Annotated in this window: 22 protein-coding genes; 8 read left to right on the forward strand and 14 right to left on the reverse strand. The window is 71.4% G+C overall.

Translation table 11 applies throughout. The features are described 5' to 3' along the window. The first annotated feature begins 154 nt into the window (after positions 1 to 154). Both CLV46_RS12635 and CLV46_RS16865 read left to right on the forward strand, forming a co-directional pair. The gene (locus CLV46_RS12635; protein ID WP_100365100.1) at positions 155 to 1,699 is read left to right on the forward strand and encodes a S1C family serine protease; all 1,545 of its coding nucleotides are present in this window, start codon (positions 155 to 157) and stop codon (positions 1,697 to 1,699) included. Positions 1,700 to 1,753: 54 nt separating this feature from the next. Next, complete coding sequence (locus CLV46_RS16865) at positions 1,754 to 2,323, forward strand: helix-turn-helix transcriptional regulator (protein ID WP_245866828.1); 570 nt, start codon at positions 1,754 to 1,756, stop codon at positions 2,321 to 2,323. On the opposite strand, the gene CLV46_RS12645 is transcribed toward CLV46_RS16865, so the two are convergent. Continuing rightward, a complete protein-coding gene (locus CLV46_RS12645) occupies positions 2,313 to 5,543 on the reverse strand; it encodes an ATP-binding protein (protein WP_100365101.1) in 3,231 nt (1,076 codons plus the stop codon). The genes CLV46_RS16865 and CLV46_RS12645 overlap by 11 nt on opposite strands. Beyond that, the gene (locus CLV46_RS12650) at positions 5,540 to 6,172 is read right to left on the reverse strand and encodes a TetR/AcrR family transcriptional regulator (protein ID WP_100365102.1); all 633 of its coding nucleotides are present in this window, start codon (positions 6,170 to 6,172) and stop codon (positions 5,540 to 5,542) included. Before CLV46_RS12650 ends, CLV46_RS12645 begins: the two co-directional genes overlap by 4 nt. Before the next feature lie 160 nt (positions 6,173 to 6,332). Between CLV46_RS12650 and CLV46_RS12655 the strand changes: the two genes are divergently transcribed. Beyond that, positions 6,333 to 7,478 carry an FAD-dependent monooxygenase gene (locus CLV46_RS12655; RefSeq protein WP_100365103.1) on the forward strand — a complete coding sequence of 382 codons (1,146 nt, stop codon included), beginning with the start codon at positions 6,333 to 6,335 and terminating at the stop codon, positions 7,476 to 7,478. Positions 7,479 to 7,540: 62 nt separating this feature from the next. Here the strand turns inward: CLV46_RS12655 and CLV46_RS12660 are convergent, their stop codons facing one another. The 4 genes from CLV46_RS12660 to CLV46_RS12675 form a co-directional block, all read right to left on the reverse strand. Further along, on the reverse strand, positions 7,541 to 9,400 hold the full coding sequence (locus CLV46_RS12660; protein WP_100365104.1) for a hypothetical protein: 1,860 nt from the start codon (positions 9,398 to 9,400) through the stop codon (positions 7,541 to 7,543). Next, positions 9,397 to 10,338 carry an NAD-dependent epimerase/dehydratase family protein gene (locus CLV46_RS12665; RefSeq protein WP_100365105.1) on the reverse strand — a complete coding sequence of 314 codons (942 nt, stop codon included), beginning with the start codon at positions 10,336 to 10,338 and terminating at the stop codon, positions 9,397 to 9,399. The genes CLV46_RS12660 and CLV46_RS12665 overlap by 4 nt, the downstream gene beginning before the upstream one ends. Positions 10,339 to 10,369: 31 nt before the next feature. Beyond that, a complete protein-coding gene (locus CLV46_RS12670; RefSeq protein WP_100365106.1) occupies positions 10,370 to 10,582 on the reverse strand; it encodes a hypothetical protein in 213 nt (70 codons plus the stop codon). A gap of 96 nt (positions 10,583 to 10,678) precedes the next feature. Then, a complete protein-coding gene (locus CLV46_RS12675) occupies positions 10,679 to 11,860 on the reverse strand; it encodes an NAD(P)/FAD-dependent oxidoreductase (RefSeq protein WP_100365107.1) in 1,182 nt (393 codons plus the stop codon). Positions 11,861 to 11,937: 77 nt separating this feature from the next. Here CLV46_RS12675 and CLV46_RS12680 point away from each other — a divergent pair, with 77 nt between their 5' ends. Then, positions 11,938 to 12,558, forward strand: coding sequence for a GNAT family N-acetyltransferase (locus CLV46_RS12680; protein WP_100365108.1), 621 nt, complete (start codon positions 11,938 to 11,940; stop codon positions 12,556 to 12,558). Between the two features lie 79 nt (positions 12,559 to 12,637). Here CLV46_RS12680 and CLV46_RS12685 read toward each other — a convergent pair whose 3' ends face one another. From CLV46_RS12685 to CLV46_RS12695, 3 genes are read right to left on the reverse strand one after another with little or no spacing between them, the layout of a single operon-like run. Beyond that, the gene (locus CLV46_RS12685) at positions 12,638 to 13,267 is read right to left on the reverse strand and encodes a TetR/AcrR family transcriptional regulator (protein ID WP_211282195.1); all 630 of its coding nucleotides are present in this window, start codon (positions 13,265 to 13,267) and stop codon (positions 12,638 to 12,640) included. Between the two features lie 19 nt (positions 13,268 to 13,286). Further along, the gene (locus CLV46_RS12690) at positions 13,287 to 14,381 is read right to left on the reverse strand and encodes a medium chain dehydrogenase/reductase family protein (protein WP_100365110.1); all 1,095 of its coding nucleotides are present in this window, start codon (positions 14,379 to 14,381) and stop codon (positions 13,287 to 13,289) included. Continuing rightward, positions 14,381 to 14,728, reverse strand: coding sequence for a hypothetical protein (locus tag CLV46_RS12695; protein WP_100365111.1), 348 nt, complete (start codon positions 14,726 to 14,728; stop codon positions 14,381 to 14,383). The genes CLV46_RS12690 and CLV46_RS12695 overlap by 1 nt, the downstream gene beginning before the upstream one ends. A 239-nt stretch (positions 14,729 to 14,967) precedes the next feature. On the opposite strand from CLV46_RS12695, the gene CLV46_RS12700 reads away from it, so the two are divergent. Both CLV46_RS12700 and CLV46_RS12705 read left to right on the forward strand, forming a co-directional pair. Next, complete coding sequence (locus CLV46_RS12700) at positions 14,968 to 15,687, forward strand: CPBP family intramembrane glutamic endopeptidase (protein WP_100365112.1); 720 nt, start codon at positions 14,968 to 14,970, stop codon at positions 15,685 to 15,687. A 221-nt stretch (positions 15,688 to 15,908) separates the two neighbouring features. Then, entirely contained in the window at positions 15,909 to 18,101 is a 2,193-nt protein-coding gene (locus CLV46_RS12705; protein WP_157802322.1) for a hypothetical protein, read from the forward strand. 98 nt (positions 18,102 to 18,199) lie between these two features. Here CLV46_RS12705 and CLV46_RS12710 read toward each other — a convergent pair whose 3' ends face one another. Together CLV46_RS12710 and CLV46_RS12715 are read right to left on the reverse strand one after the other, a co-directional pair. Then, complete coding sequence (locus CLV46_RS12710; RefSeq protein ID WP_157802323.1) at positions 18,200 to 18,421, reverse strand: hypothetical protein; 222 nt, start codon at positions 18,419 to 18,421, stop codon at positions 18,200 to 18,202. 127 nt (positions 18,422 to 18,548) lie between these two features. Continuing rightward, positions 18,549 to 19,304 carry an SDR family oxidoreductase gene (locus tag CLV46_RS12715; protein ID WP_100365115.1) on the reverse strand — a complete coding sequence of 252 codons (756 nt, stop codon included), beginning with the start codon at positions 19,302 to 19,304 and terminating at the stop codon, positions 18,549 to 18,551. 129 nt (positions 19,305 to 19,433) lie between these two features. Between CLV46_RS12715 and CLV46_RS12720 the strand changes: the two genes are divergently transcribed. After that, on the forward strand, positions 19,434 to 20,249 hold the full coding sequence (locus tag CLV46_RS12720; RefSeq protein WP_170028572.1) for a helix-turn-helix domain-containing protein: 816 nt from the start codon (positions 19,434 to 19,436) through the stop codon (positions 20,247 to 20,249). Here the strand turns inward: CLV46_RS12720 and CLV46_RS12725 are convergent. After that, complete coding sequence (locus CLV46_RS12725) at positions 20,237 to 20,725, reverse strand: MarR family winged helix-turn-helix transcriptional regulator (protein WP_100365117.1); 489 nt, start codon at positions 20,723 to 20,725, stop codon at positions 20,237 to 20,239. The two genes, CLV46_RS12720 and CLV46_RS12725, sit on opposite strands and share 13 nt — an antisense overlap. A gap of 81 nt (positions 20,726 to 20,806) precedes the next feature. Here CLV46_RS12725 and CLV46_RS12730 point away from each other — a divergent pair, with 81 nt between their 5' ends. After that, positions 20,807 to 21,445 carry an MBL fold metallo-hydrolase gene (locus CLV46_RS12730; protein ID WP_100365118.1) on the forward strand — a complete coding sequence of 213 codons (639 nt, stop codon included), beginning with the start codon at positions 20,807 to 20,809 and terminating at the stop codon, positions 21,443 to 21,445. On the opposite strand, the gene CLV46_RS12735 is transcribed toward CLV46_RS12730, so the two are convergent. Further along, entirely contained in the window at positions 21,408 to 22,370 is a 963-nt protein-coding gene (locus CLV46_RS12735; RefSeq protein WP_100365119.1) for a sugar phosphate isomerase/epimerase family protein, read from the reverse strand. The two genes, CLV46_RS12730 and CLV46_RS12735, sit on opposite strands and share 38 nt — an antisense overlap. After that, positions 22,367 to 24,979 (reverse strand): glycoside hydrolase family 2 protein, encoded by a 2,613-nt coding sequence (locus CLV46_RS12740; protein WP_211282196.1) that lies wholly within the window; start codon positions 24,977 to 24,979, stop codon positions 22,367 to 22,369. Before CLV46_RS12740 ends, CLV46_RS12735 begins: the two co-directional genes overlap by 4 nt. Positions 24,980 to 25,009: the final 30 nt, after the last annotated feature.

The following is a 25,009-nucleotide window of genomic DNA, read 5'->3' on the forward strand; positions in this document are numbered from 1 at the left end:
GCTCCCGGGTGTCGAAGGATGCGCAGCGCTTCCGCTGCTCCGCCATTGCCCCACGGCCGGCTTGACCGGCACTTGCGCGGGACTTACGGCACCGGCCTGCCGGGCGCGAGGCACCGCAAGGGGCACGCAGGCGGAGGTTCCTACCTTCGGCGACATGACCACTTCTCCACGCCGCGTCCGGCGGCTTCCGCTTCTCGGCGCCACCGCGCTGATCCTGCCGCTCCTGGTTCTCACCGGCTGCGGCATCATCCCCACCGCCCCCGCAGCCCCAGCATCCGGCGCCGTCGACTTCGAGGGGGTGCAGTCCGCGACGATCCAGATCGAGGCGGTCGGCACCTTCGTCGACCCCGAACAGGGCGGATACGAAGCCGCCGGCCGCGGTTCGGGCTTCATCGTGAACGACGAAGGTCTCGCGGTCACCAACAACCACGTCGTCGTCGGCGCGGGCACGCTCGATGTGTGGGTCGGTGGAGACACGGGCACGACCCTCAATGCGAAGGTGCTCGGCTCGAGCGAGTGCCTCGACCTCGCCGTCATCCAGCTGCAGAAGGGCGACTATCCGCACTTCGACTGGCGCAAGGGCGAGATCGCCACGGCGACCGACGTCTACGCCGCGGGTTTCCCTCTCGGCGACCCCACGTTCACCATGACGCGCGGCATCGTGTCGAAGGCGTCGACCGCGGGTGAGACGCCGTGGGCGTCGATCGACAACGTGATCGAGCACGACGCGAAGATCCGCGGCGGCAACTCCGGCGGCCCGCTCGTCGACGGGAAGGGCCGCCTCGTCGGCGTCAACTACGCCGGCAACGACCAGTACGACACCAACCTCGCGATCCACCGCGACGAGGTGCTGGCGGTGGTCGACGACCTGGCGAAGGGCGAGAGCGTGTTGAGTCTCGGCATTAACGCGCACGCCATCGCCGATGAGGAGGGCAACGGGCTGGGGGTCTGGGTCAGTTCCGTCGCCGCCGGCTCCGTCGCCGACGAGTCGGGCATCGAACCCGGGGACCTGCTCACCCGCCTGCAGGGCGTGACCCTCGCCTCCGATGGCACCCTGTCGGACTACTGCGACGTGCTGCGCACCCACGGGGTCGACGCGACCCTCGACGTCGACGTGTACCGCCCCTCCGACGGCGTGTACTACCGCGGACAGGTGAACGGCGACCCGCTCGAGGCCGTGCAAGTCGTATCGCAGGGCGGCGACGCCCCCGAAAGCGGAGCGGCGGCCGGTGAGTTCGTCACCGTCACCGACGACTCCGGCGCGGTGACGGTCGAGGTGCCCGCGGCGTGGAGCGACGTCGATGGATCGGGCTACACGAACGACGACGGCACCTGGTCGAGCGTCATCGCGACCCCCGACATGGCCGGCTTCAGCGACGGGTGGAACACTCCCGGCGTCTGGGTCTCCGCGTCGCCCGACGCCGCGCAGAACACGACCACCGATGCGCTGCTCGCCTCGGCGAACGAGTTCCTGCTCACCGAGTGCACGTCGCAGGGTTCGCAGCCGTTCGACGACGGCGTGCACTCCGGCGTGTTCGAGATCTACGAGGGCTGCGCGGACAGCGGCGCCGCGTACCTGTTCCTGGCCGCGGAGGCGAACGACGGCTCGTACATCATCACCGTCGCCGTGCAGGCGAACACCGAAGACGACCTCGCTGCCATCGATCGCATCATCGGCAGCTTCGTCGCCGCGTTCTGACCCTGCGGATGCCGTCCGCCGCTCCGGCGGACGGCATCCGGTCTGGAGACTCCCGTGACCCTCGCCCTCCACCACCTGCCCGAACGGACCGACACTCCCTCGCCGTGGACGGCGGAGGAAGCCGTGCTCGTGGTCACCCGTGCCGGCTCCGTCGTGCAGGTGACCGACGCTGCGCGGCGGATGCTCGCCGGGCGCGGGCTCACCGCCGACGCCCGCCTCACCGGGCCGCTGCTCGAGACGATCGGCGGCGTGTGGGCGCGAGCGGGGCGGTTCCCCGGCGATCCGGTCGCGCCCGTGCGTGCACACCTGCCGGGCGGCATCGTGGGCCGCGCCGTCGTGGTGCGGGGCGACCGCGGAGTCCGCCACGCCGTCATCACCCTGTCGCGCTCACGCGCGCACGGTGCCGTGTCGACACTCGCCGCGACGCACGGTCTCACGGCCCGGGAGACGGACGTCGTGATGCAGGTGCTCACGGGCGCTCCGACGAAGCGCATCGCCGCGGACCTGCGACTGTCGGCCTACACGGTGCAGGACCACCTCAAGGCGGTCTTCGCCAAGATCGGCGTCGGCAGCCGTGCGCAACTGGTCGCCCTCGTGCTCGACCGGCTCGACCTCACTGACTGACGGTCGTGCGCACCCACCCGGGCGCCGCGCCGAGTGCGTCGCCGACATGGTCGGTGAGCGCGGCGTCCGCGTCTCGATGCTCCGCCGCAAGAGCGTTCTCGCCGAGGGCGTCTGCGAGCCGGGCCAATAGAGCGTCCATCGTGCCCCATACCGCGAGGCCGCTGCCGACATCGATGAGCTGCCCGGCGAGTGGGCGCAGTCGTGCGTACACCTCGTCGAGCCGTGGCGAGCCGAGCAGCAGAGCCGTCTCGGCCGCCTGCGCCCACTCGAGCTCGCTGCCCCAGTGCGTCACTCCGGGCAGCCGGCGGATGTTCCAGCGCGACTGCCGCTCGCGGGCCTCGTCCGGCCGACCGGCCTGGGCGAGGGCGAGCACCGCGGTCCAGCGCAGCGGCGTGTGCTCCGGGGCCGCGGCCGCCTCGACGAGGGGGTCGGCGAGAGCACCGGGGTCGCCGTCCATCCGTTCGAGGGAATAGGCGTGGATGAGCCGCACCCATTCCGCGCCCCACAGGGTGGTGCGCGCGAAACGGTCGGCGGCGTCCGCGGCGAGCTCGCGGGCGAGCCGGAACTCGCCGCGCAGGATGGCGCGCCCCGTCACCTGGGTGGCGAGCTGGCTGTCGAGCTCCTCACGCAGCAGCCGGGGCACGAGGCGGGCCAGCCGGTCGAGGTCGTCCTCGTATCCGGCGATGTCGGCGTGACGCAGTCGCAGACTGACCCGGTGCATCCGCGCGACCGCCTCGGTCAGCGGCGGCAGCCCGTGCCCGGCGAGGGCGAGTGACTCGTCCAGGGCGGCGAGACGGATGGCATCGCGGCCGGGGAACCAGTTCGCGATGAAGAGGTTGTTCAGCACCCGCCCCCGCAACACCGGGTCGCCGACCTGGCGCGCGAGTTCCGCCGCACGCTCGGCCTCGCCGACACCGCGCAGGCGTTCGTCGCCGTAATAGCGCTCCACCGCGAGGGTGCCGAGCAGCTCCGCTCGCGCGCGCCATTCCTCCGGGGGCAACTCGGACACGAGACGCTCGAGCAGCGCGATGGTGCCGGCGTCGTGTTCGTCGAACTGCCGCCAGTTCCAGAAGGTGACCCCGCCGTACATGGTGACGGCGCGTACCAACAGCTCCCGGTCGTCGAGGAGTTCCGCCAGTTCGATCGCCCGACCGAGCGCCTCGGCGGCGCGCAGGACATCGCCGTCGAGCCGGCGTTCCTCGGCCAGGGCGAGCAAGGTCGCGAACCTCTCGGGGCGCGTCCCGGCGCTCACCTCGAGCATCTCGAGAGCCCGTTCGCGGTGGGTCGCCGCCCGCGGGTAGGCGTGCGCTGCGCGGGCGTGGTCGGCCGCGGCCACACTGGCGCGATACGCGTCACGCGACGGCATGCCCGCCGCCGCCTCGTAACGGTGGTTCGCGTACTGCTCGAGGTCGCCCGTGCCCTCCGGGTCGCGGCGCGCCATGGCGTCGGCGAGTCGCCCGTGCAGAGCGGCGCGTCGTTCGTCGCCCAGTTCAGCGAGTACCGCCTCCCGCGCGAGGTCGTGGGTGAAGCTCCATTCCCGGCCATCGCCGTGCACGAGCCCGCGCTCGCGGGCCGCATCGAGCAGCTCCGGCACGCGCGCGGGCACCACCTCGGCGGCATCCGCGAGCAGCGCCGTCGCGCATCGTCGTCCGCCCACCGCCATGAGCTGCAGCGCCCCGCGCGTGTCGTCGTCGAGGTCGGCCATCCAGCTGCGCAGCAACTCGATGGCGGACGAGGGCACGACGGTGCGCGGGCCCGCGGCGATCATCTGCCGCAGGAAGTAGGGGTTGCCACCGGTCCAGTCGAGCAGCTGCTGCACGACCACGGGCGAGGTGCCTGCCGGAAGCATGGCGCCGACCTCCGCCCGCCCGAACGGGTCGAGGTCGAACGCGTTCGTGTGCGGCAGACGGGCGATGTCCGCGAGCCGACGCGCGATCACCCCGTCGGGCGCGAGCCCCGAACGGCTCGCGAGCACGAGCGTGCAGGCACGGCGGGCGATGCCGGAGGCCAGCGCGAGCGTCGTGAGCACGGTGCTCTCGTCGGCCCACTGCAGATCGTCGAACACGAGCACGACGGGGCGACGACGCGCGTGCTCGACCACGCGGGCGCAGATCGCTTGTGCAAGGCGGAAGCGCCCTTCGTCCGACCCTGCGGCTCCGCCCGGCAACCGGTCGATGATCGCCTGCAACTCGCCGGCCCCGTCCCCGCTGCCGAGCGCTCCGAGTACCTCCTCCCACATCCACAACGGCGGTGTACCCGGGCCCTGCACGCCACGGGCGACCACCGCCGTGACCCCACGGCCATCGGCCGCCGCGACGGCATGCTCGATCAGCACCGTCTTGCCGATTCCGGGTTCGCCCGAGAGCAGCACCACACGGCCCGCGCCCGCGGCGGCGGAGCGGATGGCGTAGTCGATCGCGCTGAGCTCGGCGCGCCGCGAGATGATCTCGATGCCCGGCGCGGATGCGGTGGGCACGTCGTCGGACGAGGACTGCAGCAGGCGCTGGTGCAGTCGACGGGTGAGCGGGTCGGGGTCGACGCCGAGTTCCTCGGCGAGCAGTCGGCGGAACTCGTCGAAGCTCGCGAGCGCGAGCGCGGTCGTTCCCGCCGCGTGCTGTGCACGCATCCGCAGTCGCCATCGCCGCTCGTTGAGCCGGTCCTCGGTGAGCAGCTCCTCGATCAGCTTCTCGGCATCACCGCCGTGACCGAGTTCGATGAGGGCGGCGGCGCGCGTTTCGCGGGCATCCGACAGGCGTGACCCGAGGCGGGTCTGCACGGCACGCAGGTCATCGCCGAGCACCGCACCGCCGAACGGCTCCCCCGTCCAGAGCTCCTCCGCGCTGCGGGCGGCCTCGAGGGCGGCAGTCCACTCCTGCGCGTCGGCGTGGGTGCGGGCCTCGGTCGATACCTGCACGAACCGGGTGACGTCGATCTGGTGTTGCGGTCCGAGCAGCACGTACCCGTGCCCGCGGGTCTCCACCTCGAACGGTGTGCCGGCGAGCTGCCTCCGCAGCCGCGAGACATACACATGGAGGGAGGCCTGCGCCGAGTCGGGTGCGTCGTCGGGCCACAGTTCGGCGATCAGGCGGTCGGTCGGCACGACGCGGCCATCGGCGACGGCGAGCCGGGCGAGCAGCGTGACGACGCGACCGGGCCGCAACACCGCTCCGGACAGCGAGATGGTGCCCAGCAGACGGAGAAGGGGCGGGTCGTCGCTCACGATGCCGTCGCGGGCAGCCCGCGGAGGTAGGCCGCGATCACGGTGGCGGGGTCCGCGCGATGGCCCGAGTCGACCCCGCTGCCGGCCAACCGGTCGAAGAGCAGTCCGTCGACGACCACGAGGAGTCCCCGCGCGGCCTCGTCCACATCGGGGGCTCCGGCGGCCGACACGACGGCCCGGGCGCCGGCGAGCATCTGTTCGCGGATCGGAGACGAGTTGGTGATGAAGCGGTGCAGCTCCCGGTCGGAGTGCAGGTCGACCGCGAGCGCGAAGCGGGCGAGCTGGTCATCCGACCGGGCCGCGATGCGTTCGAGAAGCGCCGCGAGCGCCCCTGCTGCGTCGGTCACGGTCGCGCCCTCCCGTTCGACGACGGCGGATGCGGGGCTCGCGCTCAGATCCGCGCGTGTGCGGTTCGCGAGTCGGTGCACCACCAGTTCGATGAGCTGCTTGCGCGTGCGCACGTAGTACGAGGTCGACCCGGTCGGGAGATCGAGTTCCCTGTCCACGGCACGGTGGGTGAGCGAGCGCAGTCCCTCGCGGGCCACGATGCGGATCGCCGCGTCGGCGATGGAGGCGCGGCGGTCGGATGCGGCCTCGCCGGGGCGATTATCCGGCTCGTTTCTCGTCATCGTGGTGTCCCCTTCTCGCGCCACCGAGGGTAGATGCTCTACGTCCGTAGAGTCAACGGCGCCGCGTGCAGGCTCGGGTCTTCCACTCGATCCTCTACGGATGTAGAGTACGCATGCAATCATCCTCTACACAAGTAGAGGATGAGATCGAGGAGGAGTCATGAGGGTCGGAATCATCGGGGCCGGGATCGGCGGTCTGGCGACCGCCGTCGGCCTGCAACGAGCGGGAGTCGAGACGCACGTCTTCGAGCAGGCATCGAGACTGCAGCCGATCGGCTCCGGCCTGTCGATCTTCGGCAACGGTCGCACCGCGCTCCGTTCGATCGGGCTCGGCGACGGGTTCGACCGCATCGCGGCGGCGAGCGCCGCGAAACTCACGGCGGGGCAACGACGTCCCGACGGCGCCTGGCTCTCGGTCACTCCCGCTCGCGCGGTCGCCCCGTTGCGCATCGTGCACCGCGCGGACCTGCACGACCTCCTGGTCGGCGCCGTCGACCCGTCGACCCTGCACCTCGGATCGGCCGTCGAGGCGATCGGCACCGATGGTGCCGTCGCCAGCGCGGATCTCGTCGCCGAGCGATTCGACGTGGTCGTCGCGGCGGACGGCATCCGCAGCCGTACCCGGGCCGCGCTATGGCCCGACGATCCCGGTGTGCGCTACTCCGGATACAGCACGTGGCGTGGCGTCACGGACGTTCCCGTGGCGCTGGATGCGGCCGGGGAGACCTGGGGCGACGGGTTGCGCTTCGGCCTGGCACCACTGGTCGATGGGCGGGTCTACTGGTTCGCGGTCGCCACGATGCCGGAGGGGGCGCCCGCCGCGGGCGAGAAGGAGCGGGTGCAGGAGCTGTTCGGCCGCTGGCACGCGCCCATCGCCGATCTGATCGCGGCAACCGACGCCGCGGCGATCGTGCGGCATCCGATCTCCGACCTCGCCGGACCGCTGCGCACGTTCGTCCGCGACCGCACCGCGCTGCTCGGCGACGCCGCCCACGCCATGACACCCGACCTCGGTCAGGGCGCCAACCAGGCCCTCGAAGATGCGGCCACCCTGAGCGCGCTGCTCGCCGCATCCGCCCGTGGCGACGGCGACCTCCAGGGCGCGCTGACGAGCTACGACGCCCTGCGCCGCCCGCGCACCCAGCAGATCGCGAAGCGCGCTCGGATGGTGGGCCGGCTGGCGCAGTCGTCGGGCCGTGTGCGCACCGCCCTGCGCGACGCGGTCACCCGTGCCACCCCGCCCTCGACGTTCGAGAAGCAGCTCGACGGCATCCAGTCGTGGCGGGCACCGGCCGGACTCAACTGAACCGTGGCACGTCGGAAGCGCCGGTGCGACCTGGTCGCACCGGCGCTTCGTGTGTCAGGGGGTCAGGCGCCCGCGCCGCACTCCTCCGGCGTCGCTCGCCGCAACGGCAGCTCGGGCACCGGCTGGATGTCGTCGGCGGCGGCGGTGACCCCGTCGTAGGTGATCGTGCCCGAGGTGTAATCGATCGTGAGGAACGCGCCCCCGTGCTCGGTGCGTTCGAACGACACGTCGCCCTCCCACGTGCCGAACAGCGTGTCGCCGCCGAAGCTCAGGGTCGCCTTCTCGGTGACGAAGCCGATGCCGCCGACCGGGTCGAGGCTGAAGGCGATTTCGCCGCGGAGCGTGCCGCCGTTGCCCGCGGGAACGCCCTCGCGGTGGATGACCCAGTCGCCCTCCATCCCGTCGCACTTGACGCCCGAGTACGTGACCCCGTCCTCCTCGACGTCGACGACCCATCCCTCCGCGACGGCATAGTCGAGTTCGAGCAGCCCGATGCCGCGATTGGACGTGACCGTGTAGAGCACGGTTCCGGTGCCGTCGCGATCCTCGGGCCCGGTGTAGGTGACGACGGCGGGCGTCGGCTTCGGGAAGCTCTCCGGCTCGACCTTCGCCCCGCCTTCCGTCAACGCGGCCGCGGCCATGCCCTCGATCTCGGCGGAGTCGACACGGCTCGTCGCCGTGATCGACTGCTCGAGCTGCTGGCCCGGTCGGGTGAGCGCGTCGGGCCCGGGAGTGACGGCGACCGTGAGGCACGATCCGCCGCGCAGGAACTCCTCGACCAGTTCGAGGATGAGCTGCGCGGATTCGTTCCCGGAGTCGCGCTGGGCCGCTTCGAAGTCAGCAGCCTGCTCGGAGGTGACGTGCTGACTTCGCCGCACCACCTCCCACTCCCCCTCGACCTCGAAGTCCCCGGCGGAGACGTCTCCCACCGATTCGAAGCTCCCGGCGCCCTCGATGTAGCTGCCGGTGCCCGCGTCTCCCCGGCTGGAGAGGGCGCCGCTCACCTCGACCGTGAACGCGCTGATGCGCGCGTCGTCGTTCACCCGCGCCGTGAACGCCACGCTCTGGTCGTAGTCGCCGGTGAATCCCGGAGCCGCGGTCGCGGCGCCCAGCGACACGTTGCCGGCCAGGCGACCATCCGCATCCGGGCAGGCCTGCACCTCGATGTCGCTCTGCAGGTCGAGGGAGCCTCCCGCGTCGTTCACGCGAGTGCTCCCGGATGCCGTCAGCGCTCCCCCGGTGAAGCTTCCCGTGAGGCTCGAATCGCCGAGCGCGAACGACAGGTCCGCGTCGAGCGCGCCCGCTCCGATGCGCCCCGCGTCGGCCGCGGCGACGAGGGCCTCCTGCACGGTCCACGGGGTGTGCAGCAGACCGAGGTAGGCGCCGCTGAAGTCGTGGCCGGTGACTGGGTTGTCGACGACGGTGTCCATGGTCGCCGTGCCGAGTGCCGAGGGCGGCGACCCCGCATCCGCGAACATCGCGGCGAGCGAGGCGTCGGCCCGCTCGGCGAGCGGACGCAGTGCGTCCCGCAGGGTGCCGGCGGCGGCACGTTCGCCGAGTTCGTACATGAGGTCGTCGAGTCGCGCCGACGCGTCGGTGATCGCGGCGATCCGGTCTCGGGCGTCCCGCGCGGTCGGAGTGGGTGCGGGCGGGGGCGCCGCGCAACCGGCGAGCAGTGTGAGCAGCAGAACGCCCGCCGGGAGCGCGACGCCGCCGATGCCGAGCAGGAGCAGTCCGCTCGGGGTGATGCGGCGGCCTCGCGTGGTCACCGTCCGGAGCGGGATGTGCGAGCTGCGGCGCACCCGTCCGAGTTCGACCCCGCGGAAGGCGAGACGCGCACGGAGGCGACGCCGTCCGCCCACACCGCTCACCCGCACCCGCACGCCACGGGCGAGTTGGTGCGACTCCTCCGGCGCGGTCATCGATTCTGCTCGCGATACCAGGCGATCGTGCGGGCCGCGGCCTCGCGATACGAGGTCGGATCGGTGCCGAACACGCCGGTGAAACGGGACGCGTCGATGGTGAACGGCTGCTCGAACTGGTACAGCATCTCCGCGCCCTCCCGGGCCAGCGGCCACACGGCGCCGAGCGCGCGTCCCGCCCGGCTGCTGAGCGTGCGGTACCGCATCCGTGACCCTGCCGCGGCGTAGGCGATCGACATGAGCTCGCGACCCGTGATCGCCGGCGGGGTCGGGATGTGCCACGCCGCGCCGTCCGCGCGGTCGTCGTCGGCGAGCACGATGAGCCCGCGAGCGAAATCGTCGATGTAGAGCGGGGAGAACGGCAGCGTCGGATCGCCGAGGTAGGTCGCGGTGCGCCCGCGCGCGGCGGCGCCGAACAGGTTCGCCCCGAGGAGCGATCCAACGCCAGGACCGAAGAGCTCGGGGGCGCGACCGATCACGACGCGCACCGTGCCTCGGGCGTGCGCGTGCAGCAGCGACTCGGCGAGGAAGGCACGCAGCGCGCCCTTGTTACTCACCGGCAGCGACGGCAGGTCCTCCCGCATGGGGCCGTCGACGCGACCGTACATCCAGGTGTCGTCGGCGAAGACGAGCTTCGCGTCGGAAGCGGCAGCGGCTCGGATGAGGTGGTGCGTGATCCGCGGGAAGTCGACGAGCCAGCGCGCGAACGTGGGCATTGCACAGTGATAGACGACATCCGATCCGGCGATCGCCGCGCGCAGCCCGCGCTCGTCGAGCGCGTCGGCGTGCACCTGCTCCACATCGCTCGGGGCGTTGCGTAGCGGGCCGCGCGTGACCGTGCGCACGCGGGAACCGCGCGCCGTCAGCTCGCGCAGCAGCACCCGCCCGGTGGCGCCGTTCGCGCCGACGATCGTGTGAACGGGGATGTTCGTGGTCATGGTGTCCTCCCGGACGGTCGTTGAGGCGGGGTCAGAACATGCCGCCGTGGGCGCGTTGCAGCGCGGCGAACATGTCGGTCCGCCGGTGTTCCCCCGGGTTGCGGTCGTCGAGCGACCGGCTCGTGTCAGCGGTCGCGGGGCGAATCACCGCCGGCACGATGGCGGGCGACACACCGATGCGGGCGGCGGGGCGGAGGCGCGGGATGCGGGCCAGCGCCCGGGTGGTGATCGCGGTGAGCGACATGTGGTCCTCCAAGGCGGAGCACGTCGGCCGCGCTCATCGCCCCGAAGGTAGGAGGAACAGTGCAGGGGCACATCCCATAAAGCCGGGGTCTTCGACTCACCGCAGCTGCGCCGTCATGATCGACCGACGCGGGCGCGGCTCGCCCTCCCACCCCCGCTTCCACCGGTACGACCCGGCGCGCCGCGCCTCCCGCGGCATCGACCCGAGGGCGTACCGACTGGTCAGCTCCTTGATCGCGGCGGCCAGCAAGCCGACGTACACGGTGCGCTTCGGTCGCCCGTCGCCATCGGTCAGCTGCACCACGCCATGGCCGCGGCCGAGGCTCATACTGAGCCCGATGTACCGGTTGCTGAACGGCTCCGCGGATCCGCCGGCGAACTCCGCCGCGATCATCTCCGCGACATGCGCCCCCATCGGCAGCGCGGTCGCGCACGCCATCCGCAGCACGGCCTGCCGTTCCGCGGGCATCGCCACCGCATCCCCGGCGCCGAAGATCCTCGGGTGCGCGACGCTCGCGAGGCGCTCGTCGACGAGCAGGCGTCCGAGGCGATCGACGGTCAGACCGCTCTCGGCGGCGAGCTCCGGAACCGCGAAGGAGCCCGACCAGATGGTGAGATCGCTCGCCAGTCGGCGGCCATCGGCGAGCAGGAGATGCCGCTCGAGTTCGGCCTCCACCCGCGCGTGTTCGAGGACTCCGACGCGCAGGCGGCGGAGTCGCGCACGGACGACGCGACGAGCGACGGGCCCGAGCATGGGCGCCACCACGCCGGAGGTGACGAGGGTGACGCGTAGGGGCCGGCGGTCCGCGATCTCGGCGGCGGTCTCGATGCCCGTCGCGCCGCCCCCGACCACCGTGACCGTCGCGCCGGGCGGAAGGCGTCGCATCCGCTCGCGCACATCGTGCGCGGCTTCCAGGTCGTTGAGCGATGCGCGCCGTGCATCCGCCGCCCCGCTGCCCACGGCGTAGACGAGGTAGTCGTAGTCGGTGGTGGTGCCGTCATCGAGGAGCACGCGATTGCCGGCGGCGTCGATGCGCTGCACGCGACCGAGCCGGTGGCGGATGCCAGGGGTCAGCATCGCCGTGAGGGGCACTTCGGCGCTCCGGCCGGTTGCGACGTGCTCGTGCAGGCGGATGCGGTCGACGAACGTCGCCCGCGGACTCACCACCATCACCTCGACGTCGGGAGGGCACAGATGGCGGAGGCGGTTCGCCGCCATGACGCCGGCGTATCCGGCGCCGATCACGACGACGCGGCGAATGGGTGCGGAGGTTGACATGCGGCGCACGGTAGTGGCGCGGCACCCCGCAGGGATCCCGCAAGTCTGGTGCAACCGCTCCGGCGGAGGGTGGCGGGATGACGAACCCTTCGACGACTGTCACGGCGCGCCCCGCCACGCGTGACGATGTGCCACAGCTCGCGGCGGCGCTCGGCGCCGCCTTCCAGACCGATCCCGTCATGTCGTGGATCTACCCCGATCCGGGTCACCGGGCACGGCGCGTGGCGCCGATGTTCGAGGTGCTCGCACGGCGCTTCCACCTCCGACACGGGCACACCCAGGTCGCTACTGACGGAGCACGCACGCTCGGCGGCGCCATGTGGGACCCGCCGGAACACTGGCAGGTGGGCGCGGTCCGCACCCTTCTCGCGCTCCCTCAGGCCGTCGCGGCGATGGGCGGCGCGACCGGACGCGGCCTCGCGGTGACGAACGCCTTCGAGGCCGTGCACCCGTACGAACCGCACTTCTACCTCGCCTACATCGGCGCACGCCCCGAGGCGCAGGGTCGCGGCGTCGGCTCGACGCTCATGCGTTTCGCCCTCGCCGAGGCGGACCGGCTCCGGATGCCCGCGTACCTCGAGTCGAGCGACGAGGCCAACGTCGGGTACTACGAACGGTTCGGTTTCCGCGTCGTCGGGGAGGTACGCCTCCCGCACGGACCGCTCGTACCGACAATGTGGCGCCCAGCGCAGAGCTGAGCGACCGTATCGTCGACATACCGGGGCGCCGGCTGGGAACGCGCGACGCGCGGCGACCGGCTCAGCGATCGGGCCGCCGTCACCTGCCGAGGTGCGCGAGCGACGTCACGAGTGTGTCGGGCAACCCCTCGGGCCACACGAACAGCGGCGCCGCCTCGCGCTGCTGCGCGAAGCCGTGCAGCGCCACCCACAGTGCCGTCGCGTCGCGGAAAGGGTCGGTGCTCGCCGACACGCCCTCGGCGACACACGCCTCGATGGCTTCGACGAGCACGGCGAGCGCGTTCAGGCCGAGCTGGTTCAGCCGCTCGGCACGCTCCGGGTGCTCGTCCACCACCTTCGCCGCGTTCCACACCCCGCCGAACATCAGTGCGTAGTGCTGCGGATGCTGCTGGGCGTAGTCGAGGTAACGTGCGGCGATCTCGCGCAACCGCCGCTCGGCGGGCAGGTCGTCGAGGTCGGCGCGGAGGGTTGCCGCGAGGTCGGCGAAGGCGTCCTCCGCGACCGTCGCCATGATCGAGTCGACGTCGGGGAAGTGCCGGTAGATCGACGGGGCGGCGAAGCCGGCGCGACGGGCGATCGAGCGCAAGGTGATGGGCTCACCCTCCCCCAGCAGCTCGCGTGCGGTGTCGAGGATCTCGTCGCGCAGGCGGACGCCCTGGCCGCGCGGGTTGCGCGACCGCTCCACCTGTCCGACGGTTCCCGAGGTCACGGCCATGAGGTTACCCCCGTCATCCGCCGGCGGCGTCGTGAGCACCGCCGAGCAGCACGATCTTGCCCGCGTGGCTGCGCGACTCCACCGCGTGCATCGCCTCCCGAACCTGCGACAGCGGATACCGCTCGGCGATTTGCGGACGGATGGCGCCCAGCCGCACGAGCTCCAGCAACGCATCCACCGCCTCCCGCTGGCCGGCGTTGAAGCGCGACCGGTCGCGTCGGCCCGCCCAGAAGTCGAAGAACCCGCCCGAACGCCCGTCAGGCAGCGCGCTCCACAAGGCGAGCCGCAGGATGAGCTTCAGCACCGGGATGCGCGGGTTGCCGCGGTCGTTCACCGTCGCGACGCTGCCGTACGAGACGAGCCGCCCGCCGCGGCGCAGCAGCCGCCACGACTCGCGCAAGCCGGGTCCGCCGATGTGGTCGAAGACCGCGTCGACGCCCTCGGGCGCAAGCAGCCGCAGCTGGTCGTACGCGTCGGGGGCGCGATAGTCCACCGGCTCGACGCTGCGGGCGCGCAGCGCCTCGTGGTGCTGCGGCGACGCGGTGCCAAGCACACGCAGCCCGTCGTGCCGGGCGAGTTGCACGAGCAGGTCGCCCACTCCCCCGTTCGCGCCGAGCACGACGACGGTTCTGCCGGCGCGCGGTCGCGCCATGGCGTGCAGCATCTTGTATGCCGTGATGCCGTTGACGAGCAGCGCCTCGACGGTCGCGGCGTCGATGTCGTCGGGGACGGGCAGCAGGTCGGCTGCGTCCACCACGACCCGGCTCGCCCATCCGCCGGTCTTGGTGACCGCGGCGACGCGACGGCCGAGCGTGGACGGGTCGACGCCGGCGCCGACCGCCTCGACGCGACCGACGAGGTCGTAGCCGGGCACGAAGGGGAACGCGGGCTGGTCGTAGTACCGGCCGCGCATCATCTGCTGCTCGGCGAAGGAGATGCCGGTCGCCTCCATCCGCACGAGCACCTGGCCGGCGCCCGGGGTGGGCGGCGTCTGGTCGCGGAGTTCGAGTCCGTCTGGATCGGTGATGCGCGGCAGCACCACCTCGATCGACTCGGTGGTCGACGGAGCGCTCGTGGTCGCGGCATCCGTGTTCTCGGTCGCGGGCATCAGCGGCGACCCTTCCAGTAGAGGCGCACCAGCAGCGCGACGGCGGCGAGCACGATGAGGGTGAGGAACGCCGGATGCATGTCCTTCGACAGGCTCGGCGCCGGGTCGTCGCGCAGGTTGAGGACGGCGAGCGGGATCGCGTACAGGGCGGCGACGGCGGTCGCCCACCAGCGTGCAAAGTGCACGCGGGCGTCGGTGAAGCTGCCGATCAGCACGACGAGCACGGGCACGAGGGCGATCATCGCGAACTCGGTGAGCAGCAGCACGGGCACGGCCCACGCGGCGACGTGGAAATAAAGCGGCGCGCGCCGCGTCGAGGTCGTCGGAGGGGCGGCAGTGGTGGTCATGAGATTCCGTTCCGTAGTTTGCTTACGGGCGTAAACCTACTCCTTAAGTGAACGGGTGTAAAGCGATCGTTGCGGATGCGCGAACGAACTGGGTGATCGGCGCCTCCGCGCCGGAGCCGCGCTCCGCGGGGGTCTCGATACGGCGGGCTTCGCCGCGCCTACTCGACCAGCGAGGGCGGCTTGACCCTGTGGCGAGCACACGGTGTCCGATGGGCTGGACCCGAGGGGAAGGACGCCCGATGACCGACCACATGTATGCCGAGCAGCACGCCCGCGATTCCACCAGGAAACGACCCGGCTGGGTCGAGATCGGTGTCGGGCTCGGCGTCGGTGTGCTCGTGCTGATCGCGATCGCACTACTGACCCCGCTCGCGAGCGGCTCCGACCCGGTCGTCTACGGACTGCTGCTGGCCGCGGCATCCGGCGCTCTCGGGCTCATCGGATTCGCGGCAGCCTTCGCCGTGCGCCTGCGCTCGTGGGGCGCCTTCAACGTGCGCCGCACGACGTGGAAGTGGATCGCGCTCGGGGCGCTCGCGGGAGTTGTCGCCCTGCTGCTCAAGGGACTCGTGAACTTCGGCGTCATCGCGCTGACGGGCCTCGACGACTCCCCGCAGGCGCCGTACGGCGACGCGGCCGGCGGCGGCGTGCTGCCGCTCATCCTCACCTTCGCGTTCCTCACGATCCTGACGCCGCTCGGCGAGGAGTTCCTGTTCCGCGGCGTGATCGCCACGGCGCTGCTGCGCTACGGCTGGTGGGCCGGCGTAGTGGGCAGCTCCGTCGTGTTCGCGCTCTTCCACGGCATCAGCCTCGCGCTGCCGTCGGCCCTCGTCGTCGGGATCATCGCGGCCGAGATGATGCGGCGCAGCCGGTCGATCTGGCCCGCCGTGATGGTGCACGTGGTCAACAACGCGGCGTTGCCCCTCTTCGTGCTGATCGCGGGGAGCGCCGCGGTCGCCTGAACCTGCGGCGCGCGGTACCCGTCGGCCGGGCCGGGCGCTTTGGCGCCCGTATCGACCTCCAGCAGCGAGGGCACCGACCACGGATTCGCGCACACGGCGTCGGCCGACTTCGCGTCGCCGATGCGTGAGTTTCCCTCCGGCCGGTATTGTCATGGGGCCTGCCTGCCTCGTGGGGGACGTGCTGAGCAGGTCGACTTGTGTGCTTGCGAACGGGGGCTCCAGTGGGCGAAGCGATGGACGGCGTGGGCACGGGTACCGGCCCATCGGAGGCATCGGGGGCGTACGTCGCGGAGCTCGGGCCGACGCTGAGCAGCTCGTTTGGAAATCCCGCGGCAGTCACCGCACTGGTGATCCCGCCTGCCGTCATCTCGGTGCTCGCGTTGGTGCCCGTGTCGCTGCTGTCGCCGAACGCCGCGTCGCTCCTCAACGGCGCGATCGTGCCCGTCGACCCGCCGACTTGGTTTCCCGTCGTTCAATCGACGCTGCTCGTGCTGTGGGCGATCGCGCTCGCCTTCGGTTCCGCGGCGGCGGCGTTCGCGGTCGCGGCGCGCGCCGGAGGGATTCGTGCGAGCGTGACCGACGCCTGGCGCGAGGCCGGTCGGCGGGCACTCCCGCTGTCGATCGTGTTCATCGTGCTCGGCATCATCGGCGCGGCAGTGACGGGGGCGACGCTGGCACTGGCGGCGGTCTCGCATGTTGCGGTGGCGCTGGTGTTCATCGCGGTCGCCATCGTCGTGATCGCTCCGATCCTGGCGGCACCCTCGACGGCACTTCTCGCTCGGCGGGGGCCTTTCGCGGCCCTTCGTCACGCCGCATCCGTGCCTCGGTGGAGCCGAGACGCCGTGGTCGCACGCACCCGCATGTCGCTCGGCGTGGGGCTCGGCGTTGCTCTCGCGCTCGGCACCGTGTGGCTCACCCGCGATCTCGAGGGCTCCGTGCTCGCTGTGCTGCTCCGCGATGTCCTCCGCGCTGCGGCGCTCTACGCGGGTGTGCTCTTCGCAATCGGATGGCTCACGACTGTGGCGGTTGAGGCGCGGGAGATCGGGCGTTTCCCCTGGCAGGTGACACCGGTGCGGGTCCGACACCCCAGTCGGGCTCTCGCGTTGATCGGACTGGTGGCGGTGGTCGCGGCACCGATCTTGGGCGGACTCGTCGCCGCTGTGAATCCCGGCGGGCTTGCGCGAATCACAGTCGCGGAGGCCGGCAGGCATTGGGAAGACATCGAGGCGGTCCCTCTCGGTGATGGGGCCGCGGTGTTCAGTTCAATCGGCGACGAGGGCGGGCGAACGAGCATCTGCTTGGAGGCGACGTGCCGCGACTTCGACAGTCCGCACTACGGCGGCGTGTCGGCGGTCGGCCTGCCGAACGGGTCGGTTCTGTACGTGCGTGTCGGCCCGGTGCTCAGCGACGGCCACAACTTCGAACAGATCGAGGTCGTCGCGGCGAAGTTCGAACCGTCCGAGGCCGCGGGCGTCCCCGAGCGCGACGAACATGATCAACCCGTCCAGCTGCGGTTGACTGCCGACGATGATCCGCTCGGCACCGCTTCGACGCTCTGGACCGAGGACCTCGACGAGGATGCGTACGGCGACCCGGATCAGGTCGATGACACGGTCACCACCATCGGACTCGACGCGCGCGGATTGCCGGTGGTCGCTCTGCTGACCGCCTCGGAGGTGGCCGACTACGGCACGCTGAGGGTCTTCCGCTGCTCCGACGACGCGTGCACGGACTCGAAACTCTCCGCCCAGGCCGACGTGCTGTGGCAGTACCCGTTCGCGTCCGCGGAATGGGCGATGGCGGACATGGTCGTTCTCCCCGACGGCACCGTCGGGGTCGCCGTCGTGCATCCTCACAACGGACCGGCACCCCTGCAGTTCGTGGCGTTCCCTCCGGAAGGTGATCCGACGGTGACCGTGCTCGACGACATGCCGCGGGAGATGGGCATCGGCGACCGGGATCGCAGCTCCGGAGTGCGCGCCGCGGTCAACGGCGAGGGCACCGCGACACTGGCCTGGCGTGCACTCGGCGAGATGACAGGGCATCTGCTGACCTGTGGTGACGCCACCTGCTCCACGCACACGACAGTCGACACGCTGCCGTCGGGGTCGGATCCGTACTATCCCTCGGCGACCCTCGCCATCGACGACAGCGGCCGACCGCTGTATCTGCGCCGCGACGTGAGCGGGGTGGTCCGCCTGGTGTCATGCGAGGACGTCACCTGCGCGACGACCAGCGAAACCGCGCTTGCGATGCCTGAGTACCCCGGCGGGCCGATGGCGCTGACCCTTGGGGTGGACGGCCGGCCCATCATCGTCGCCGCTGCTCCGCCCGTCGATCGCGAACTGGAGCGCAGGATCACGGAGCGCTCCTTGGTGCTGGAGTGCGCCGATCTGCGCTGCGGACTGAATTGACGCCGTCCGACCCATGACATCGATCGAAGCGGCGAACGACGTCGAGGGGGTCGGGCACGGGCGAGAGCAACGCATCCACCGTGTCCTGCTGTCCGGCGTCACCCCTCCTCGTGCAGCTGCTCCCACGTCCCGTACCGGTCCTCGAGCACCTCAGTCGTGCCACCGATGTGACCGCTGACATACGCATCGCGGATCGCCGGGTGAGCGGCGACAACGGCCTCGCTCACGTCGTGGGCGAAGCGATCGGGATTCGGCCCGCACCCGACCAGCGCCAGTCCCACCGCGAGGGCGGCGGTGACCGCCGCGAGCATCCGTCTCATGCGACTCACGCTATCGCCGAGTGATGCTCGGTGTGGTGGCTGGGCCGGGGGGGCTCGATGGGGCGGGCTTCGCCGCGGATGCCCGACCGGCGGTCGGCGGACGGTACGCCGGCGGGCGCGGCCCCGGTCAGCGCCCGGGGAGCTGCTGCAGCGCTTGCGAGCGCTGCGCCACGAGGTCGGCGTACCGCCCGTCGCGTTCGGCCCAGCGGTGCATCTGCACGCCCTGCACGAGCACCTCGTTCGGCGTCGGCTCCTGAGCGAGCAGGCTGAGCACCTCGTCGAGGAAGCCGTCGAGCGGCAGCGCGTGCGGGTTCACCTTCTCCTGCCCGGCGGTCGCGACGGCCGGCGGTACGAGCTCGACGACCTCGACCCCCGTGCCGGCGAGCTGCGCCCGCAGCGCCTCGGTGTAGGCATGCACCCCCGCCTTCGACGCCGCATAGCTCGCCATGAGCGGGAACGGCAGGAACGCGATGCCCGAACTCACCGTTACGAGCGCGCCCGCGCCGCGCGCGATGAGGTGCGGCGTGAACGCATCCGTCACCCGGATGGTGCCGAGCAGGTTCGTCTCGATCGACCGTTGCGCCGCGTCGAAGTGGGCGGGGTCGCGCAGGTCTTCGGTGAGCATGACGCCGGACATCGCGACGACGAGATCGAGCTGCGGATGCTGTGCGAGCACGTCGTCGCGGGCATCCGTGACGGATGCCCCGTCGGTGACGTCGATCTCGACGGTGCCGAGGCCCTCGGCCTCGAGGTCGGAGAAGCGGTCGCGGCGGCGCCCGCCGACGACGACGGTGCCGCCGAGGTCGCGGAGCCGGCGGGCGAGTCCGAGGCCGATCCCGCTCGTGCCGCCGACGATGAGCGCGGTGCGGTTCTGCAGTTCCATGGGGTCTCCTTCGTTTTCGAATGACGGGAACCACGATCCGCCCGCCCCCGGAATGGCGGGAGATCCCCGCTGGTCCGGGGAGTGGGAGGACCCCCTCTCGCGACGGCGCACGCGACTACCGTGGGCCGGGTGGACGACGAGCAGAACCGGCTGGGCAGCTACCTGCGCGCCCGCCGCGGGCTCGTCACCCCGGAGCGCGCGGGCATCCCCGCGGGACCGAACCGGCGCGTGCCGGGACTCCGCCGCGAAGAGGTCGCGATGCTCGCCGGCATCAGCGCCGACTACTACCTGCGCCTGGAGCGCGGGCGCGACTCCAACCCCTCGCCGCAGGTGATCGCCGCGCTCGCGCGGGTACTGCAGCTCGACGAGGTCGAGCACGAGTATCTGCTGCGCCTCGCGACACCGGCCCCGCGCATCCGCCCACGACGCCGAGCGGAACGCGTGCCGCCGCGACTGCACCACCTGCTCGCCGCGCTCGAGGTGCCGGCGTTCATCGAGGGTCGCGCCTTCGACGTGCTCGCCTCGAATCCGCTCGCCGTCGCGCTCTCCCCGCGGCTGCAGCCGGGCCACAACCGGCTGCGCTCGCTGCTGCTCGACCCGGAGGAGCGGGAGTTCCAGTCGGATTGGGAGGCCGCCACCGAGGGGTTCGTCGGCGCGTTCCGTCGATCCATCGAGGGCGGGGCGGACGACGCGCGCGTCGTCGAACTCGTCGGTGAGCTGTCGCTCGCGAGCGCCCGGTTCCGCACCCTGTGGGCGCGGCAGGACGTGCGCCCGCTCACCGGCGGCACCACGACCGTGCACCACCCGGTCGTCGGAGAACTGCGGCTGCACCGCGACAAACTCCCGGCCGACGACGTCGTGCTCGTCGTCTACTACGCGGATGCGCACAGCGAGAGCGCGGAGAAGCTGCGCGTGCTCGACTCGCTCGCCGCTCAGTCGGCCTGAGTCGCGGCGTCGGCGTCGCGCGCCGTCACCGCCGCGGCGATGCGCTCGAGCAGTCCGGGCAGCCGGTCGAGCACCTCCCGTTCCCGCTCGTCGAGGGCCTCGCGGATGGCCAGCGCGATCGTGCCCGCCCGCAACCGCCGCTCCTCCTCGATCGCGGCGACGCCCGCATCCGTCGCGGCGATGAGCAGGCCGCGCGCATCCGCGGGATCGGGTCGGCGTTCGACGAGCCCCCCGGCCTCGAGTTCAGCGACGGCGCTGCTCATGCTCTGGTGCCGCACGCCCCGTCGGCGGGCGAGGGCGGCGATGCTGTGCTCGCCGTCGCGCACGAGGAACCCGAGCGTCTCGATCTGCCCTTGCGGCAGCGGATGCGGGGCGGCCCGCACCGCACGCACGGCGACCCCGACGGCGTTGCGGAGACGCTCGGCGCGCTCGAGTTCCTCGGGCGTCAGGGTCGAGATCGAATCGAAGGAGTTCATGTTCCGAATATACAGTCCACCTGTGTACTATGCAGTTTGCCTGTACAACTCGGCGCAACGCCGGATCGATCGGAGACGACCATGCAACTCACCAAACACACCCACGCGACCATCACCCTCGAGAAGAACGGCCGTACTCTGCTGATCGATCCGGGCGCCTACACGCCCGACGCGCGCGAGCTCATCGGCACGGCGGATGCGGTGCTCGTCACGCACGAGCATCCGGATCACCTCGACGTCGACGCCGTGCGCGACGGACTCACGTCCCGCCTCGAGCTCGAGGTGTTCGCACCGGCGTCCGTGACCGCGACGCTCGACGGGTTCGGCGATCGCGTGCACACTGTGAGCGCCGGAGACGCGTTCGAGACCGCCGGATTCCGCGTCGCGGTCTACGGCGACGCGCACGAGCTCATCCACTCCGACATCCCGAACATCGACAACGTCGGGTACCTCGTCGACGGCGCCGTGCTGCATCCGGGCGACGCCTATCTCGTTCCCGGCGTGCCGGTCGACACGCTCCTCGTGCCGACGAGCGGACCGTGGACCCGCACCGGCGCCGCGATCGACTTCGTGCGGGCGGTCGCGCCGCGACGTACCGTCCAGATCCACGACCTGATGCTGAGCCCGGTCGGCACCGCGTCGGCGGAGATGTTCCTCGGCGAAGCGCTCACCGGCGTGCCGCTCACGACGCTCGCGGTGGGCGAGTCCGTGCAGGTGTGACACCCGGTTCGGGCGCATCCCACCCGGCGGAGAACATGCCCCGGACGAGCTCGACCGCCGCGCGGGTGTGCTCCCACGGGTCCCCGTCCTCACCTTCGTACTCGATCGTGATGGGGCCGCGGTAGCCGGAGTCGCGCACGATGGTGAGCGCCGCCGTCACATCGAACGGCGACCCCGCGGTGGCGGTGAGCGGCCCGAACGACTTGGCGTGCACGAGCTCCGCATGCGGAGCCAACTCGCGCACCGCGTCGTAGAGCGGGGCGAAGTCGACGGTGGACGCGTCCACCTGCTGTCCCGCGAACGCGGCCTGACTGAGTCCGACCATCGGCTCCAGGTTGCCCAGGTCGAGGAGCAGACCGAGTCGGTCGGTGCCCACCGCCTCGAGAAGGTCGAGCAGATAGGCCGGGCTCGAGCTGATTCCGCCGTGGTTCTCGACGAGCAGGCGCATCCCCTGCGACGCCGCCTGGTCGCCGAGCTCCCGCAGTGTAGCCACCAGCACGGTCTCGTCGCGCGAGGTCCCCGCGATCGGCGACCCCGCGTTGACCCGCACGAAACCCGCCCCGAGCGTGGCTGCGATCTCGAACCAGCGGAGCGTCGCCTGCACGTCCGCTCGTCGACGCGAGTCGTCGGGGTCGGCGAGATCGCCGACATCGATCGGTACGGTCAGCAGCTCGACTCCGGCCGAAGCCAACGCGTCGGCCATCCGCTGCACGTGCTCGTCATCGGGATCGGTCCACTGGATCTGGCAGATCTCGACCGCCTCGACGGCGAAGGCGTCGCGCGCACGACCAGGTAGTTCGTCGAGCGGCCACACGGCCGGATACGGCACGACGAACTCGGCGGTGCTTCCGTCCGGTTGCCGGTAGTCCAGCCGAAGGGGTCCGAGCTCACTGCGGAGGCTGAAGCTCGAGACGGCGATCGTCATCGTTGACCGGCGTACACGTCGACGACGAGTCGCTCGAGGTCGAATCCGTCGGGGAGACCGCTCACCTGCACCACCCGCGCCTCGCCATCGCGCAGGTCGAAGTAGTTGTCGCTGAGGCGGACGCCGGGCGCAGGCGAGAGCACCCGGACGAGGTAGGCGTACCCGTGCGCCGTGATCGACACCGTCGCCGCGCCCGGCCCATCAGGCTCGGCCCGGGTCTCCAGCGTCACGTTGCCGAAGTGGGTGTCCTTCACCTCGGAGAAGAACAGCCGGTTCGGCGGGAAGGCGTCGTCGGGACTCGACACCCAGGCAAGCCTGTCCGGACCGCGCTCGTAACTACCGGGCTGGGCGCGCCACGCGACCCGCGATGCGCCGGCGGGAAGGTGCTCCTCCACGGACTCGACGCGGTCGGCGGCACCTTCGAACCTTGCGAGGGTGACGACGGCACGCACGATGCGCGAGTGCCTGCCGCTGTTCGACAGCCACAGCTCAAGCGCGCCGTCGTCGGACTCTCGGAAGCTCGCGAGCACGGGCGAGTAGGCGCGCTTGGCGAAGTAATAGCCCGCTTTCGGCACCAGGTCGTAGTCGATCACCGACCAGCTGAACCCCGGCCAGACGTCGTTGAACTGCCACACCAGGGTGCCGCTGCAGTGCGGGAAGCGGCGTCGGTAGTGCTCGATGCCGAACTTCAGCCCCTCGCCCTGCGACACCATGGTGAAGTCGACGTACTCGCCGATCGTCTCCGGAAGGCCGGTGACGATCTCGAGCACCGGGTCGTGCTTGTCCTTGGGGTTGTCCTTATTGTGGTGGTCGAACGACTCGCTGTGCACAGTCAGGTCGTCCGGGCGGATCCACCGCTGCAGCGTGCTCAGTTCCGGCGCGGCGTGGATGCCGAACTCGCTGATGAACTTGCCCTTGTCGAGCGCGTACCGTCGGTAGTGCCGCGACTCACCCACGGACTCGAACGGCCCGCCGCCGGCGCCGAAGTCGAAGCCGTGCCACACCTCCCACGCGTGACGGTCTCCGTCGAGCACACCGTTGACGGCCATGAAACCCTCTTCCGGGGCTTCACCCCACGGGCTTCCGGGCCAATAGGGCGTGCCCCCGTCGAACCGCTCGACCGCATCGGGGAGGATGCGGTAAAAGAAGTCGTAACCCCAGTCTCCCGGCTCGTAGTTCTGCCAGGCGAAGCCGTGGATGAGCTGCACCTCGTTGTTCCCGCTCCAGAGCGCCATGGACGCGCGATTGCGCAGCCTTTTCACCTGATACTCGGCCTCGGCAGCAACTTCGCGCTGCAGCGTCGGGTCCTCGCTGGGGTAGTCGATGCAGGCGAACATGAAGTCGTGCCAGACGAGCACCCCGGCCTCGTCAGTGGCGGCGTAGAACGCGTCCTGTTCGTAGATGCCGCCACCCCAGATGCGCAGCATGTTCATGCCGCCGTCCCGAGCCAGTCCGACGAGGTCGCGGTGACGCTCCGGGCTCACCGAGCCGACGAACATGCTCGCGGGCAGCCACGCCGCGCCACGCGCGAAGAGGGGCACGCCGTTGAGCACGAAGCGGAACTGCCGACCCCCCTCCTCGAAGTCGGCCGGCTGCTCGATCTTCACCGTGCGGAGCCCGACACGGTCCGTGACGCGGTCCAGTTCGATGTCGTCGGCGCTGAGCACCACAGCCACGTCGTAGAGCGCGGGGTCGCCGAGGTCGTGCGTCCACCACAGCCGTGCGTCGTCGACCTCGACCCTGGCGCGAGCCTCGCTCTCCCCGGCCGGAATCACGAGCGGCACGCGCTTCGCACGACCGTCGGGCGCCGTGAGGGTCACCTCCGCACGCAGCGGTCCCTCCCCGGCGAACCGGTCCACCTCGACGAGCACGCTCAGTGCGGCCCGCGCGCCGTCGACGTCCACGTGGTCCGTGCGCACGTGGTGCCCGGAGATCACGGCCCGCTTCTCCCTCACGAGCTCCACCGCGCGCCAGATGCCGATCGACGGCACACGCGGGCCGAAGTCCCAGCCCCACGAGAAGGTCGCCTTGCGCCGGAGTGTCGACAGCGGGAGGTTCTCCGACATCATCCCCTCGCCTTCGGCGGGCGCGTCATCCGGCCCCGGCTCCGGCGCGAGCTGGCTGAACGCGTCACCGAGCCGGCGACCCATCTCCGTGACGCTCTCGGGCACCTCGAGTCCGGCCAGCGGCGGGGAGAAGCGCAGAGCCAGCTCGTTGTCGGCGAGCGCCCGGCTCGTCACATCGAAGACGGCGGGGCGGAACATGTTCTCGTGCGAGCCCAGCTTCTCGCCGTTGAGCCAAACGTCGACGACCGTGTCGAGACCGTGGAACACCAGCCTCAACCGCTCGTCGTCGGCGAGGTCGACGGGGGCGGCGAACCGTCCGCGGTACCACCAGTCCCGCTCCTCGACCCAGCGGATCTCGGTCTCGTTCCGGTCGCGGTAGGGGTGCGGGATGCGCTCGGCGGCAAGCAGGGATTCGTGCACGCCGCCGGGCACGATCGCCGGGATCCAATCGTGGGCGGCGTCGAGGGCGACGCGCGGGTCGGCGATGCCGGGCTCGGTCGCGGCGATGGCGAACTCGTGTATGGGCGTGCGGGTGCTGGTCACGACGGTGCTTCCTTGTCGGGTCGAGTGGGT

Origin of the sequence: Diaminobutyricimonas aerilata (assembly GCF_002797715.1) — a bacterium.
GTDB lineage: Bacteria > Actinomycetota > Actinomycetes > Actinomycetales > Microbacteriaceae > Diaminobutyricimonas > Diaminobutyricimonas aerilata.

Excerpts from the sequence above, each read along its gene's own strand:
- CLV46_RS12730 (WP_100365118.1), top strand. The coding sequence starts at position 20,807 with ATGCAACTCACCAAACACACCCACGCGACCATCACCCTCGAGAAGAAC.
- CLV46_RS12650 (WP_100365102.1), bottom strand. The coding sequence starts at position 6,172 with ATGACGAGAAACGAGCCGGATAATCGCCCCGGCGAGGCCGCATCCGAC.
- CLV46_RS12735 (WP_100365119.1), bottom strand. The coding sequence starts at position 22,370 with ATGACGATCGCCGTCTCGAGCTTCAGCCTCCGCAGTGAGCTCGGACCC.
- CLV46_RS12680 (WP_100365108.1), top strand. The coding sequence starts at position 11,938 with ATGACGAACCCTTCGACGACTGTCACGGCGCGCCCCGCCACGCGTGAC.
- CLV46_RS12675 (WP_100365107.1), bottom strand. The coding sequence starts at position 11,860 with ATGTCAACCTCCGCACCCATTCGCCGCGTCGTCGTGATCGGCGCCGGA.
- CLV46_RS12690 (WP_100365110.1), bottom strand. The coding sequence starts at position 14,381 with ATGCCCGCGACCGAGAACACGGATGCCGCGACCACGAGCGCTCCGTCG.
- CLV46_RS12655 (WP_100365103.1), top strand. The coding sequence starts at position 6,333 with ATGAGGGTCGGAATCATCGGGGCCGGGATCGGCGGTCTGGCGACCGCC.
- CLV46_RS12695 (WP_100365111.1), bottom strand. The coding sequence starts at position 14,728 with ATGACCACCACTGCCGCCCCTCCGACGACCTCGACGCGGCGCGCGCCG.
- CLV46_RS12665 (WP_100365105.1), bottom strand. The coding sequence starts at position 10,338 with ATGACCACGAACATCCCCGTTCACACGATCGTCGGCGCGAACGGCGCC.
- CLV46_RS12660 (WP_100365104.1), bottom strand. The coding sequence starts at position 9,400 with ATGACCGCGCCGGAGGAGTCGCACCAACTCGCCCGTGGCGTGCGGGTG.
- CLV46_RS12710 (WP_157802323.1), bottom strand. The coding sequence starts at position 18,421 with ATGAGACGGATGCTCGCGGCGGTCACCGCCGCCCTCGCGGTGGGACTG.
- CLV46_RS12715 (WP_100365115.1), bottom strand. The coding sequence starts at position 19,304 with ATGGAACTGCAGAACCGCACCGCGCTCATCGTCGGCGGCACGAGCGGG.
- CLV46_RS12635 (WP_100365100.1), top strand. The coding sequence starts at position 155 with ATGACCACTTCTCCACGCCGCGTCCGGCGGCTTCCGCTTCTCGGCGCC.
- CLV46_RS12670 (WP_100365106.1), bottom strand. The coding sequence starts at position 10,582 with ATGTCGCTCACCGCGATCACCACCCGGGCGCTGGCCCGCATCCCGCGC.
- CLV46_RS12700 (WP_100365112.1), top strand. The coding sequence starts at position 14,968 with ATGACCGACCACATGTATGCCGAGCAGCACGCCCGCGATTCCACCAGG.
- CLV46_RS12725 (WP_100365117.1), bottom strand. The coding sequence starts at position 20,725 with ATGAACTCCTTCGATTCGATCTCGACCCTGACGCCCGAGGAACTCGAG.